Annotated in this window: 10 protein-coding genes; 2 read left to right on the top strand and 8 right to left on the bottom strand. The window is 58.8% G+C overall.

Annotated features, from left to right (window positions below; translation table 11 throughout):
- Position 1: 1 nt before the first annotated feature.
- The 8 genes from A7Q26_RS03695 to A7Q26_RS25500 form a co-directional block, all read right to left on the bottom strand.
- The gene (locus A7Q26_RS03695) at positions 2–1,180 is read right to left on the bottom strand and encodes a phosphotransferase family protein (protein ID WP_066856661.1); all 1,179 of its coding nucleotides are present in this window, start codon (positions 1,178–1,180) and stop codon (positions 2–4) included.
- Between the two features lies 1 nt (position 1,181).
- Positions 1,182–2,111, bottom strand: coding sequence for a DUF7064 domain-containing protein (locus A7Q26_RS03690; RefSeq protein WP_157102443.1), 930 nt, complete (start codon positions 2,109–2,111; stop codon positions 1,182–1,184).
- 57 nt (positions 2,112–2,168) lie between these two features.
- A complete protein-coding gene (locus tag A7Q26_RS03685) occupies positions 2,169–4,541 on the bottom strand; it encodes a TonB-dependent receptor (protein ID WP_066856659.1) in 2,373 nt (790 codons plus the stop codon).
- An 843-nt stretch (positions 4,542–5,384) separates the two neighbouring features.
- Positions 5,385–6,596 carry a Bcr/CflA family efflux MFS transporter gene (locus tag A7Q26_RS03680; RefSeq protein ID WP_157102442.1) on the bottom strand — a complete coding sequence of 404 codons (1,212 nt, stop codon included), beginning with the start codon at positions 6,594–6,596 and terminating at the stop codon, positions 5,385–5,387.
- Positions 6,597–6,682: 86 nt separating this feature from the next.
- The gene (locus A7Q26_RS03675; protein WP_062063645.1) at positions 6,683–7,726 is read right to left on the bottom strand and encodes an aromatic ring-hydroxylating dioxygenase subunit alpha; all 1,044 of its coding nucleotides are present in this window, start codon (positions 7,724–7,726) and stop codon (positions 6,683–6,685) included.
- A 167-nt stretch (positions 7,727–7,893) separates the two neighbouring features.
- Complete coding sequence (locus A7Q26_RS03670; RefSeq protein ID WP_062063643.1) at positions 7,894–8,673, bottom strand: SDR family NAD(P)-dependent oxidoreductase; 780 nt, start codon at positions 8,671–8,673, stop codon at positions 7,894–7,896.
- A gap of 68 nt (positions 8,674–8,741) precedes the next feature.
- A complete protein-coding gene (locus A7Q26_RS25505) occupies positions 8,742–9,770 on the bottom strand; it encodes a TonB-dependent receptor (RefSeq protein ID WP_198162824.1) in 1,029 nt (342 codons plus the stop codon).
- Positions 9,771–10,871, bottom strand: a complete 1,101-nt coding sequence (locus A7Q26_RS25500; protein ID WP_198162823.1) for a TonB-dependent receptor — start codon at positions 10,869–10,871, stop codon at positions 9,771–9,773.
- Between the two features lie 388 nt (positions 10,872–11,259).
- Between A7Q26_RS25500 and A7Q26_RS03660 the strand changes: the two genes are divergently transcribed.
- Together A7Q26_RS03660 and A7Q26_RS03655 are read left to right on the top strand one after the other, a co-directional pair.
- Positions 11,260–12,552: a Rieske 2Fe-2S domain-containing protein gene (locus A7Q26_RS03660; RefSeq protein ID WP_231746417.1), complete on the top strand. Its 1,293-nt coding sequence runs from the start codon at positions 11,260–11,262 to the stop codon at positions 12,550–12,552.
- A 219-nt stretch (positions 12,553–12,771) separates the two neighbouring features.
- Positions 12,772–13,638: a PDR/VanB family oxidoreductase gene (locus A7Q26_RS03655; protein WP_232313665.1), complete on the top strand. Its 867-nt coding sequence runs from the start codon at positions 12,772–12,774 to the stop codon at positions 13,636–13,638.
- The last annotated feature ends 86 nt before the right edge of the window (positions 13,639–13,724 follow it).

Raw genomic sequence — 13,724 nt, 5'->3', positions numbered from 1 at the left:
ATCAAGCCTCCCTGATCAGCGTGACGAGTTGCTCGAGGAAGACAGCCCCGGCCGAGCCGAGCCATGTCAGGATGATATCCTGGTGGTTGTTGCTCTGCGTCGCGGCGCGCATCGCTTGGCCGAGGTCGATGACCGCGCACTTGTAAGCGTTCAGCACCTCATAATAGCGCAGCTTCACCGGATCGATGCGATTGCCGGAAGCGTCCTCATAGGCGCGAAAAAAGTCCCCGCGCGGAATGAGGCCGCAGACAAGGAAGTCGCCATCCTCCGTCCATGTCCCGAACAGCCGCTGAATGGCCCAGGCGATATCTTCATGGAAATCGCCGATGTGGGCGAGCTCCCAGTCGAGGACAGCGGTGAACTTTCCGCTCGGTTCCTCGAACATGAAATTGCCCAGCCGCAGATCGCTATGTGTCATCACGGGATGTTCGCACACCGGCGCATTCTCGCGCAGCCAGCGTTCGACGTAGGTCAGCAACGCCACAGGCTGAACCACGCCATCCCACCAGACCTGTGACCACCAGTTGACCTGCCAGATCGCCGCCTGCCGCGTGCCGGGTTGAGGCGCGGCATAGAAGGAAAGGTCAGCCGCCCGCCAGTCGAAGCGGTGCACCTGCGCCAGTGCGTCGATAAACTGGGGTGTCAGTTTCGCCGACCAATCGTCATAGCGTGTTCCGATGCCAGAAAAGCCATGGCCAGTGCCCTGCGTGGGTTCGGTGACGCCGAGCACAAAGCCCAGGATGATCGCGGGCTGGCCCAATATCTCTCCGTCGGCATCAACGCTGCGTACTGACGCAACCGGCAATATATCGACGAATGCCTGGTGGATTTGCGCCTCGCGGCCGCGGCAGGTCTGCGAGATCGCCTCCAGCGGGTCCATGCGCAGGACAAGGCGTTCGCCCGTCTCATCCTCGCCGTGACGCAAGGTGAAAGCAAATTGCTCCTTCGAGGCCCCCCCAGCCAGGCGGAACACGTCGGAGATGGCGACCGCCTCCAGTCCCTCGGCCGTGAAGTAGCGTGTGAGCATGGCAATCACTTCTTCATCCGTCTTCGCGGCATAGGGTCCTTTCGCGCGATCGCGCACCGTCCGGTCGAGAATCTCCCGGATACGCGGTTCCATGTCGTCGCGGTTCCAGATGTCGATGCCGTCCACGACGGGGGAGTGGAGAATGTCGCTCATGTCAGTTGCCATTGCCTTCCCAGGGGAAACGGAAACCGCCCTCCCCCATCCCGTAGCCAATGGTCCCGTCACTCAGCCGGTATTCCATCATCTGTTCGACCATCACGAAGTTGTCGAAGGGGAATTGCCAGCGAAACAGCGGCTGGGCCGTAAATTCCCACAGACGATCGTCCTCGTCCCATACTTTCCAATGGACATGCCGGAAGCCCATCTCGTCGGCCTCATACTCGATAACTTCCTCGACCTTGCCGATATGATGCCAGCGTTCGCCGTCGTGCAGGATCTTCTGATAGCTGTCGCCATGTTCGGTGATGGCATGGACAGCGACGCAGGACATGCCATTGTCGAAGATCGGCCAAGCCAGGCGATAATGCTGTACGCCTGCCCAGTTACGCGGACCGCAACTGATGTCGCGGAAACCCGCATCATTGATCTCGATGATATCGCCGCCGCGCACACGAACTGTGCCGGTCACGTCGCAGGGGCCCTCCAAGTGGATAAAGGCCAGCTCGCGGGCGATCGCATCGTCGCTGCCCTCGCTCGGCACGATGCTATCGCCCATCGCGAAGCGCTGATCCCACAACAGGTCGACGCCGAAATCCTCGGTGTCTATCGTGATCCGGCAGGCCTGGAGAGGCTGGACGGCTTCCAGCCGCACACCCGCAACGGTCACTCCGCCCTCGGGACGATCACTCGTATAAGGGAGGTGCATGTTCAGCCGAGTGAAAAGCGGCTTTCCATCTTTGAAGAATATAGCAAAACCGTTGGTTTCAGCCATATTCTCCATGAAGCCGAAGCGGATGAACCCGCCCAGCTTCGCCTTGCGATCGTAGAAATTGAAATAATAGCTTTGGCTCCACTTCGGGATCGCCGGATTCGGTATGTGACGTTCGCAGTTTTCAGTCATATATGCGGTGGTCAGTTCGGTCATCATACCCTCATTTCTTGCCGGGACGGTGCGGTCGCCATGAAGACGGCCGCACCCTGATCAGTTGAAATTGAAGCCAAACGTTATGCCGTAGGTCGCCGGCCGTCCCGCGAAGCGTGCAGAGCTGTCGTTGGCGGGAATTACGTTCGTCCAGTAATATTCATTGAAGATATTCTTGCCCCACAGGCTCACGCGCCAGCGATCGCCGTCGGAAACATAGCCGACGCGTGCATCCACGGTCGCGTAGCCATCGATCTTGTAGATGTAGTCAACACCCGGCTTCAGGATCGTGGCGGGCGAAGCCGGGAAGGTTATTCGGCGACCGCCCAGCGTCGCGTCGGACGCGCTGCGGCCGGTTACCGTGAAGCCGATGAACGGCGATCCGCCATTGGGCATGCGAACCTTGTAATCGACATTAAGCGAACCGGACCATTTCGGCGTGAAGGGCAGCGGATCCCCCCGGAAATTATCGGTCGCACCGATGACGTTGAGGCCGTCGTAGCGCTGCACCTTGGAATCCAGGAAGGTGCCGGCTGCCGTTATAGTGAGTCCGTCTGTCGGCCGCAGCGTCAGATCTGCCTCGGCGCCCTGAATGCGGGACTTGGGAACATTGACGAGAACATCCAGAATGCCAAAGATCGGGTCGGTGGTCTTGCCGCGTATCTGCTTGTCGCGATAGTCATAGTAGAAAGCAGCGAAGTTCAACCCGACCTTGCGATCGAACAATTGCGTCTTCACCCCGGCTTCATAGGCCGTAACCGATTCCTGCGTCACTGGAGCCAGGGCCGCGTAGGTCGCCGCAGCCAGGCTCGGGAACGAACCCGCCTTATAGCCACGCGAGGCATTAGCGTAAATCAGGGTCTGCGGCGTCACCTGATAGTCGATGCCCGCGCGCCAGGAGACATTGTCTTCCTTCAGCGTCCGTACATAGGGCTCGCCCGGCGTGTTGGTCTCGTTCAGCGTATAACAGTCGGTCTGCCCGATAGGCGTAAAGGGCACGGAACTCAGCAACGATCCCAGCAGGTTGAAGAGGTCTGCCACATGCCCATCGCCAGGCGAATAGCCGCAGATGTTCACATTGTTGCGGCTCTGCGTATAGCGGGCTGCGGCTTTGAGCGTCAATTCCTCGGTCAGCTTGTACTCGGCATTGCCGAAGAAGGCGTAATTCTCGATCTTTTGTTTGTTGGTGACCCCGCTCGCATTGATGTACAGATTGTTTGGATTGTAATTGGTGCTGTCGATATAGCGCAGGATCTGATTTTCGAAGGTCGTGCTCTTTTCGTAGTTAGCGCCCAATATCCAGCGGAATGTCCCGGTCTGGTCGTTGGCCAGGCGCAGTTCCTGGTTGAAAGACCGGATATACCCATCATTCTTCTCGAGATCGAAGATGATCAGGTTCATACCGTCGCCGTCGGTTACCTGATTCTGCTTATAGTCGTCATAGGACGTGATCGACGTCAGCGTCAGATTGTCGGTCAGGTCGAAGTCGCTGCGCAACGCCGCTTGAAAGAATTTCCTGTCTGCGCGCGGGCGCAGGTCGCCCGTCGACCAATCCGCCGTGCGGGCGTTGTCGCGCGGGAAGGGATAATCCAGCAGAGCGGGCGAGGCATAGGCGGGGATTTGGCCAAATTTCAGCACCAGTTGCTGTGCCTGCGGATCCGACTTGTCCCGCCACCCATTAACGTTAAGCGCGAAGCGGATCGTATCGGTCGGATCCCAGTCGAGCAGCAGGCGGCCAGCATAGTAATTCTGCTCGCCGAGCTTGTCGTCGCGCGTGTAACTTTTCTGCCAATCATCCGAATGCAAAGCCGTTCCAGCCAGGCGGAAACGCAGGTTCGGCGTGATCGGACCGCTGACGAAGGCATTACCCTCGATCTGGTTGAAACGGCCATAGCTGATGTCACCGCCAGCCTCGAAGCTGTTAGTGGGCTTGGCCGCGATATAGTTGATCGCGCCCCCCGTGCTGTTCTGGCCGAACAACGTCCCCTGCGGCCCCTTGAGAACTTCGACCCGCTCGAGGTCGAAAGCGGTGTGGCTGGCCATCACCGGGAATGGCAGCGGCGTTTGATCAAGATAGACGCTGACGGCCGGATAGACGCCTAGCGAACTCTCATTGAAGCCCACGCCGCGAAGCGTGAAAATCGGCGTATTGGCGGTACTCGATGCGAAGGCAAGGCCGGGAATCACACTCGCAATATCCTCGAGCGAGGTGACCTTGCGATCCTGCAACGCTTCGCCTGAGACGGCGGTGATGCTAAGGCCCACCTTATTGATGTTTTCCTGCCGCTTGTTGGCAGTGACGACAATATCGGCAGCATCGCTGGTATCGATTTGCGTTGCAGCAGACTGCGGCTGTTGCGCAAGCGCAGGTGAGGCCGCAAGCAGGCAGGCAAGACTTGCCGATCCAAGTAGCACGTTATATTTAGTTTTCATGATCCCCTCCAAATTAATATTGTTATTCTCTATTATGGTCTAAACACTCTGGCATCTGCATCTCTTATATTCTTTGAGAACCAGGCGCGTTTTAACCTGCGCCAGATCGAAAAAAAGGCGCGGCACGGCGTCAATCCATTAGATTAAAGACAGAGAAGTGCAGGTGCCCCTGCGCTATTGCTTCCAGGCTTTCGCTCTGGGATGAACTGATCCGCCGGGCCATGCGGACCGACAATATCGTTTCACCTGCCCAATCATCGGCTTGAGGCGGAGAGGTCTCAAGCGGAGCTTTGCTTGCAGCCGGGAGATTGCCGCGACATGGAAGCAAGCCACCGTAGCAATCTGCGATGGGGAGGGAATTGCGCTCGGTGACGGCAAACCCCGCCAACCGACCGTCGTCACAACGTCGCCATGAGACTACCCCCTCTGCCTTGTCGCTTGCGGACAATTACGTATTGGATGTTGCAGTTACTTTAGTCGTGACGTGCAAAAAACGTCAAATATAAATCGGTCCAACCATTGTACAATTTCTGAACCCTCATTGTTTTTAACTTATTGATATTAATGGATAAATTACATCTCATCCCTGAAACTGAATATCGAGTTGATGTTTGAATAGGCACCGAACACGGGTGCGCGCGAGTCTCAGCGTTGGAATTGACAGTGCAGACGGTTCCGGGAAAGGCGGCTGTGATGCTGCAGCACCTTAGTCAGGCTCGAAGCGAGTGTCGGATCGCATCGGAGACGTTCATAACCTCGCAACCAAGTTCGTAGCCTTCCAAGCGTTGGACGGTTCGGGAGATCGTTCATCGCGCTGAGAAATCAACAGCCCGTGCTCCCTAATCAACCGGGGAGAGCCTGACGCCGCGCGACAAGAAAAAACCCCTGGGCAAGCGCTGCGCTCGCCAGCAGGGCTATCGCGGCCGCCCTCCCGGGATTGGAACCCAAACTGACCGACGCAGCAGCTGCGGCGCCCACGACCATCTGGAAGAAGCCATAAAGTCCTGAGGCGGATCCGGCCATGTCTGGCTTGATTGCGGTAGCCTGGGCGAGCGCGGCGGGCCCAGCCAACCCAACGCCACACGTGTAGAAAAACATGAGCGCCGTAACGACAATTGCGGATGCCAGATCGAACATCATCGCAATGCACAGCGCGCTCGCAAAGAGCGCGCAGAGCGAGTGGCCCAGGACCAGGAGGCGCTGCGTCGGCGATGCCGATGCCAGACGGGACGCGAGGAAGCTGCCGACCCAGGCGCCCATGACAACGATCCCAAGGCACGCACCCGTCACCCGTGCCGACTGGCCAAACTGATGTTGATAGAGGAAAGGCGCGGCAGCTATGAACGCATACCAGCTCGTCGTCACACATCCACCGCCCAGCGCATATCCCAGAAAAGCGCGCGATCGCGCGAGCGCCGCATAATGTAGGACGATATTCCTTCGCTGCGTGTCCGCCCTGTTCGTTTCCTGTAGCAGGATAAGCACGGAGAGAAAGGCGACAACCCCCAACAGCGCGAGCACGAGAAGAACGGCGCGCCATCCAAAGGCCGTCGCCACAACGCCGCCGATCAGGGGACCGATTCCTGGACCGATAAGGATCGCGAGGTTAAGGCGAGCCAGATCGCGAGCCGCCTGGGAATTCATGCTCACATCGCGGACGATGGCTCGAGCGATCACCATGCCGGAGCATCCGCCAAGCGCCTGCGCAAGGCGCGCCGCGATCAGGACATCGGAGGATCCGGCCATCGCCGCCGCCACGCCAGATACTGTATAGAGAAAGATGCCCCCGAGCAGTACCGGCCGCCTGCCGAAACGATCAGCCATGGGACCATGGACCAGCTGGCCTACAGCAAGCCCCCACACATAGACGCTGATACTGAGCTGCAACTGCGCGGGCGTTGCCCTGAGATCCGCCACCGCCAGAGCCAACGCGGGCGCGAAGATATGGATACCGAGCGTCCCGCACAGCGTGATCGTTCCGAGCAGCCAGAGCGGTGGGCGGGACTTTTGCTCGCCTTCAGCAGTCGATGAAGTAACCATCTTATCCGTGGTCAATCGCCGCCGAAACGCAATCCCATCCGTTGCCCGCCGCTACGGACGACAGCCAGGATAGCGCTCCACCCCTTTGTTGCCAGCGGCGATCAGGCTGCGATCGAGCCGACATCCTCCGCGCTTTGGAGCGCTTCAAGCACACGCCGTGCCTGATTGACGGCGCCATCGCTCGCGATACCCACGAAGGCCCGGCCTGGCTCGTCATCGATCCGAAGCTGCTGCGCCGCGAGTGTTTCCTCGTCCTCGGTGATGGTGTCGAAAAACTGGTCGAACAGCACATCGGGGACGCCGCTTTCCTTGGACGCCGTCGTACAGATCGTCCAGAGATAATGGCTTGTCGTCTCAGTCTCGGGCGTGATGAAATGATTGTTGGCAAGCATGAAACCATTGTCGCGCTTGCCTTCATAAGCGCCCGTTCCAACGTCACAGCCGCCCGCGTTCACCCGGCAGGTCATGCCGATACCAGGCTCGAACCGCACTTCCTGCCAGCGATCGACGCGACCCTTGAAGCCACCTGCGTCGATATAGGATTTAGGCGGGACGGAATTGGGCATCTTGCGTAGCAGGGTCACCTTGCGACCGTCGAACTCGACCTTCGTATCGGCGCCATAATGCTGCTCGGGATTACCGCCAATGGTCCGCGCATGAATATAGGGAACATGCGTCAGGTCCATGATGTTATCGATGATCAGCTGCCAGTTTGCCTTCACCGGGAAGTTGTAGGGCCGCCACGTCCAGCTTGGGTCGTTATGCTCGGGGTTGTCGATGATAATATCGGGATCGGCCAGCGCGGCTTCTCCCATCCAGATCCAGATCAGATGATCCTTCTCGACAACTGGATAGGAGCGCACATTGGCGGCTGCGGGGATGCGGGACTGATTAGGAATACGGGTACAGGCGCCGCGCTTGTCGAACTCCACGCCATGATAGCAGCAGCGGATCACCTGCCCATCGACATGGCCCGCGCTCAGCGGCATAGCCCGGTGGCTGCACCGATCCTCGAGGGCAGCGATCTCACCATCCTCGGTACGAAATAAGGCCACCGGCCTGTCCAGAAAGCGCCGCCCAAGCACTTTGCCGGGGGCGACTTCATGCGCGAATGCAGCGACATACCAGGTATTGTAGATGAACATCCGACCTCTCCTCAGCCAGGCGAACGACTACCCGTATCCACGCACGCAGCCGTCTCCATTAAACTATTCCGGCACGATAGGATCACATGGTATCGATTTGCCAATCGCAATCCAATATCGCCATAAGAAAACAGGGACGAGATTTGAACATAGCTTCGCCCCCAGGGTTAGCGCAGATACAGCCCCCCATTCATATCGAGTGTGGCTCCCACGAAGAAACCGCCGCGATCCGACGCGAGCAACGCCGCGGCCGCGGCGATCTCGCTCACCGTCATGAACCGGCCGATCGGAACCTCCTCTTCAACCCGAGCGATCTGCTCAGGCGACAACCGCGCCTTCGCAGTGTCGATCGGTCCAGGTGCGATGGCGTTCACGGTTACGCCGGTTCCTGCCAGGTATCGCGCGAAATATTTGGTCAGCATGATCGCTCCGGCTTTTGAAGCGGCATAATGAGGCGACGCAACAGTCCCTCCATTCTGCCCTGCGAGTGAGGTGATGTTGACGATCCGGCCATATCCGCTTTCCCGCATATGCTCGGAAAAGATCTGACAGCTCAGGAACACGCTGCGCATATTGACCTGGACGATCGCGTCGAATTCTTCGGGTGTGATGTCCTGGGTGGGCGTCCGCTTGGCGAAACCTGCATTGTTGACAACGATATCAATCCGCCCCCATTCCGACGCGATACGGTCGCGGGCGGCAAGAAAATCTGCTTTCTCCCGGACATCGAGTTGTAGAGCGACGGCGCTTGCGCCGCTGGGATCGAGCGAGTCCGCGACTTCCTGGGCTACCGCCAGATCGACATCGCTCACAGCCACTCTGCCCCCACCCGCATGGATCTCCCGAGCAATCGCTTCCCCAACGCCTCGGCCGCCACCGGTGATGAGCGCCGTACGGCCATCGAAGGAGAAACTGCCATTTGCGGGAAGATCGAAGCTGTCGGCCATTGGTGGATCCTGAATAGGGATGAAAGAGTTGGGGAAGGACTCGCATCCTCCCCCGGGGCGAAGTGGACTTACGGTCGCACGGACAAAGTGACCCCGTATGTCCGCGGTGTGTTGGTGAAGATCTTCCAATAGGTGGTGCCGTTGCCAGGCATCGCAAGGAAGGCGGTAATATCGTCGGCGTTGACGATCTGATAGTTGTTGGTGAGGTTCTTTCCCCATATGCCAAGCGTCCAGCGCCCATTGGCGGATTCATAGTTGAGACGGGCATTGAGTGTCCGCCCCTTCGTGTCGTTGTAGAGATTGTCGTAGAGACGCAGAGTGTTCGCGTCGTCCGTGGATATGCGGCTGGAATAGTTGAAGTCTGCCTGAGGCGTCAGCTTCGCACCATTGCCCATCGACAGGTCATAGCTTGCGCCGATCGTGAAGCTGTCGCGCGGCGCAAACTTGGCCGGGTTGCCCGAATAGTCGAGATTGACCAGCGGGTCGCGCAATGACGTGTATTCGCCGATCAAATGAGTGTAATTGCCGGTGAGCCGCAGCCCGTCGACCGGACGCAGGACCGACTCGATTTCCCAGCCCTTCATCTTGAGCGTGCCATTATAGGTGTGGGCAATGCCGCCCGCGCCAGAAAAATTCTGGAGGTTCTTGGTCTTTTGCTGGAACAGTGCGACGTTGAAGTCGAGCATGTTGTGGAACAGCCGGGTCTTGGCGCCGATCTCGTAGTTTTGCGCCTTCTCCGGCTCGAGCGGTAGCGTCGGGTTGAGGTAGGCATTGTCGACAAAGCCGCCGGATTTGAAACCCTTTGCCCAGGTCGCGTAAATATTGACCTTGTCGACCGGCGCATATTTCAGCGTAACACGGGGCGTAAAAGCGTCCCAAGTCTTGCCGCCCGACGCAAACACCTCGCCAGGAAAGCCGAAACCGGGAATCGACCCTGGGTCGGTGGTCGAGAAAGCATGATAGTCGATCTTCTTGCGATCAGACGTATAGCGGCCACCGGCGACCAGGGACAATCGATCCGTTATCTCGAACGTGCCCTCGCCGAAGACCGCAATGCTTCGAATATTGCCATCCTGCACGCGTGTGATGTTGGTCACCTAGGGATTACGCCGCACAGTGGCATTCACTGCCGCACCCGGCAACGGACTATAGTAGAAGATGTTCGTCGTCGAAACGTCCGCCGACAGGAAGTAGGCGCCGACCACATAAGAAAAGCGGCCGGGCGCGGACGCGAAGCGGACTTCCTGCGTGAAGCTTCGGTTCTTGACCACCTGTCTGCGGTCGAAAACGGGCACGACGGTCGCGACCGGCACATCGTCGTTGATCGCGCGGCTGTCATTCATGCGATAGCCGGTTATGGACGTGAGCGTCCCGCCCAGCAGGTCAAGATCGCCGCGTAAATAGCCACCGCGCAGTCGCTGCCGATAGGGCGATCGAGCATAGTCGTTGTTCGTCCACTCGCTGTCATCATAGCTTCCAAAGGTGGCGGGAATCCGCTGGACACCGCCAACCCCCAGGCTGATGGCACCACCATTACCCTTCGTGAAGCTATAGTCGCCCGACAGAATGATCTTCAGCGTGTCTGTCGGCTCGAACAGAAGCTTGCCGCGCATGGCATAGCCATCGGTCTTCCCATAGCTGCCGGATTGATTGGGCGTGTCGATAAGTCCATCGGAACTCTCGGTACTGAAGGCGAAACGCGCCGCAATCTTATCGTCCACCAGTGTGCCGTTGACCATGCCCTCGGTACGAATGAAGCCGCCATTTCCGCCTGTGACCTGGAAGAAATAGTCATCCTTGAAGGCGGGATTGTTGGTGATCACCGCAATTGCGCCGCCCACGACATTTCGCCCGAACAATGTTCCTTGCGGCCCGCGAAGCACTTCGACACGGTCGGTATCGAAGAAGTTGGCGTTGAGGTCGTTGTTGAAGACATAGTAGACGTCGTCCATGAAATAGGCGACGGGCGTGTCCAGTGTGGCGGTACGGAACGTGGAGACATTGCCACGGATCGCGACAATCGATAGCGACTTGTCTGAAGTGTTGATGGTAATTCCCGGCATTTGCTGCGTGAGTGCCGTCGGACTGAAAACCTGGCTATTGCGCAGCGCCTCGCCGCCGAAGGCCGCGATCGAAAAGGGCACTTCCCGGACGGTCGATTCGCGCCGCTGCGCCGTGACGATGATGTCGCCCGCCACCTGCTCCTGCTGCGCATTGTCCTGTTGTTGATCATCTGCGGACGTTTGAGCCGCAGCGGGTCCATAAATACCAGCAAGCATGACGCCTGCGAGCGCGGAATAAAGCTTGTGATTGAAAGGCATTGCCGAGCATCTCCCCTGTGAGTGTGGGCGATTTTTCGCCTTGGGTCACGGGGTAAGACAGCAAGTTGAAGCAAGCGGCAATAGCTACGTCCCGGTTTTTGAATGGCACGACCAAGTTCCGATTAGAGGCAGCCAGGGACGCGGGCTATCCGATGATGATTGGAATTTCCGCGCCTCGCTGTGGCTTGAGATAAGGTCACTGCGCAAGCGTTCATCAAAACGTCAAGGAAGAGCCTGAATCATGCAATCGACAGACAGCGCAGATATGACCCGGGTAGGTCCCGGAACGGTGATGGGGACGTTCATGCGGCAATATTGGTTGCCGGCATGCCTTTCGTCGGAAGTGACGGCTGATGGCGATCCGGTTCGCCTGATGATCCTGTGCGAAAAGCTGATCGCTTTCCGCGACAGTTCGGGTCGGGTCGGCATCATGGACCATCGCTGCCCTCACCGCTGTGCCTCCTTGTTCATCGGTCGCAATGAGGAAAACGGCATCCGCTGCGTTTATCATGGCTGGAAGTTCGACGTCGACGGCAAGTGCGTCGATATGCCGTCCGTTCCCGCGCGCATGGATTTCAAGGAGAAGGTGCACGCCAAGGCCTACAAGACCTATGAGGCCAATGGCCTGATCTGGGTCTATATGGGTGAGAACCAGGCGGCCCCGCCGCCGCTCCCGGAAATCGAGGCGACGATGCACCCCGAAGCCGAGATCTGGTGTCTGCAGCGCGACTGCAACTGGCTTCAGGCGCTCGAGGGAGATATCGACACCAGCCATGTCGGCTTCCTCCACGTCGGCGGCATCGAAGCAGACGATCTCGAACCTGACCATCCGATGCGCCCGACTGTGCTCAACCGCGCACCGGAATATGAAGTCGCCCAGTCCGACTGGGGCGTCATGTATGGCGGCTACCGTCCGAACGATGATGGCCAGATGAGCTGGCGCATTGCCCATTATATGTTCCCCTTCTGGACGCAGACGCCCAATAACCGCTTCGTCAGCCGCGCCATCGCCCGCGCATGGGTGCCGATGGACGATGAGCATTCGATGCTTTTCGACATCACCTGCGGCGTGGACGCCGGCAACCCCGCCTACAACTCAACGCTCAAGGACGGCACGCCGCTCTTCGACCAGATCAGCTATGCGCCCAACACGACCGACTGGTTCGGCCGCTGGCGTTCGACCGACAGCGAAGCCAATGACTGGGCGATCGATCGGGAATCGCAGCGCAACGGCCATCAGTTCACCGGCATCCCCAATATCACGATGCAGGATCAGGCCGTGACCGAAAGCATGGGTCCGATCACCGACCACAGCTTCGAGAACCTCGCGCCCACCGACCAGATGATCGCGCGTGTCCGCCGCCGGGTTCTTCTGGCTGCCCGCGCGTTTGCCAATAAGGGCACGGTGCCGCCGGGTATCGAAAATCCCGACGTCTTCTACAAGGCACGCGCCGGCTCCTTCCTGCACGATCCGAACGATACGCTCGCCGGAGCGTACCAGGCTGCGCTCGCCAAGGCCGTGCGTTGGCCGGTCAATGAGATCGAGGCTGCGGAATAGGCTTTAAACGGGACCGGCTATCCATGACCGGTCCCAATCCTTCATCAATATATCAGGAACAGGTGACGGTACGAGTTGGGCAAGGTCTGCGCGTCGATCGATGGCGTCTCAGACTTATTGCCACTGCGCGCTACGCACCAAGAGGAGAGGTAGATGCGCGTAAAGCTTCGCAATATCCGCTGGGAAGCGGAAGGTATCAACAGTTACATCCTGGAGCCTTTGCCGGGCGAAAAGCTTCCCGCCTTCACTGCGGGCGCACATATCGATCTGCAGCTCGCCCCTGGCCTCGCGCGCAGCTACTCGCTCGTCAACGATCCCGCCATCCATAGCTATTACGAGATTGCGGTGCATCATACGATCGACAGCCGCGGCGGATCTCGCCACATTCATGAGAAATGGCGGGTCGGCGAGATACTGGAAATCTCGGAACCCAAGAATAACTTCCCGCTTGAGGAATCGGCAGCGCACACCGTGCTGATCGGTGGCGGTATCGGTATAACGCCGATATTGTCGATGGTCTCCCGCCTCGAGGCCCTGGGCCGCAGCTGGGAACTGCACTATGTCGCCGCGGTTCCCGAACGGGCGGCCTATGTCGATCGCGTGGAGAATTTCCCGCAGGCGCACATCGTGTTCGATTCGATCCCTGGTGGGCAACGTCTCGATCTGCGCGCGATCTGCGACGCTGCCCCCGCCGATGCCCATCTTTACTGCTGCGGTCCGTCGGGCATGCTGGATGCGTTCGTCGCGGTGAACGCAGCGCGGCCGAAGGGCCACGCCCATATCGAGTATTTCTCGGCCGACACGGAAGTTGCGACCGATGGCGGCTATACGTTGGAACTGACAAAAAGCGGCAAGACCATCACCGTCGAGGAGGGTGAGACCATGCTCGACGCACTGCTAAGTGCCGGTGTGGATATTGGTTTTGCCTGCGCCGAGGGGGTTTGCGGCACCTGCCAGGTCAAGGTGCTGGATGGCATTCCAGATCATCGTGATCATTTCCTGACCGACGAGGAGAAGGCGGCCAATACGTCGATCATGGTCTGCTGCTCGGGATCGAAAACGCCCACCCTGGTGCTCGAGATCTAGCATCCGGCAAGAGGCCAGGGATAGGTGGCCGATGAATGATAAAAAGGGGCAATGATCCCCACTGAGGAGAAGCCGTTGGCAGGTAT

This window comes from Sphingobium sp. TCM1, from assembly GCF_001650725.1.
Taxonomy (GTDB): Bacteria; Pseudomonadota; Alphaproteobacteria; order Sphingomonadales; family Sphingomonadaceae; genus Sphingobium.
The sequence above is the reverse complement of the archived record's forward strand: the minus strand, read 5'-3'. Positions and strand labels throughout refer to the sequence as shown.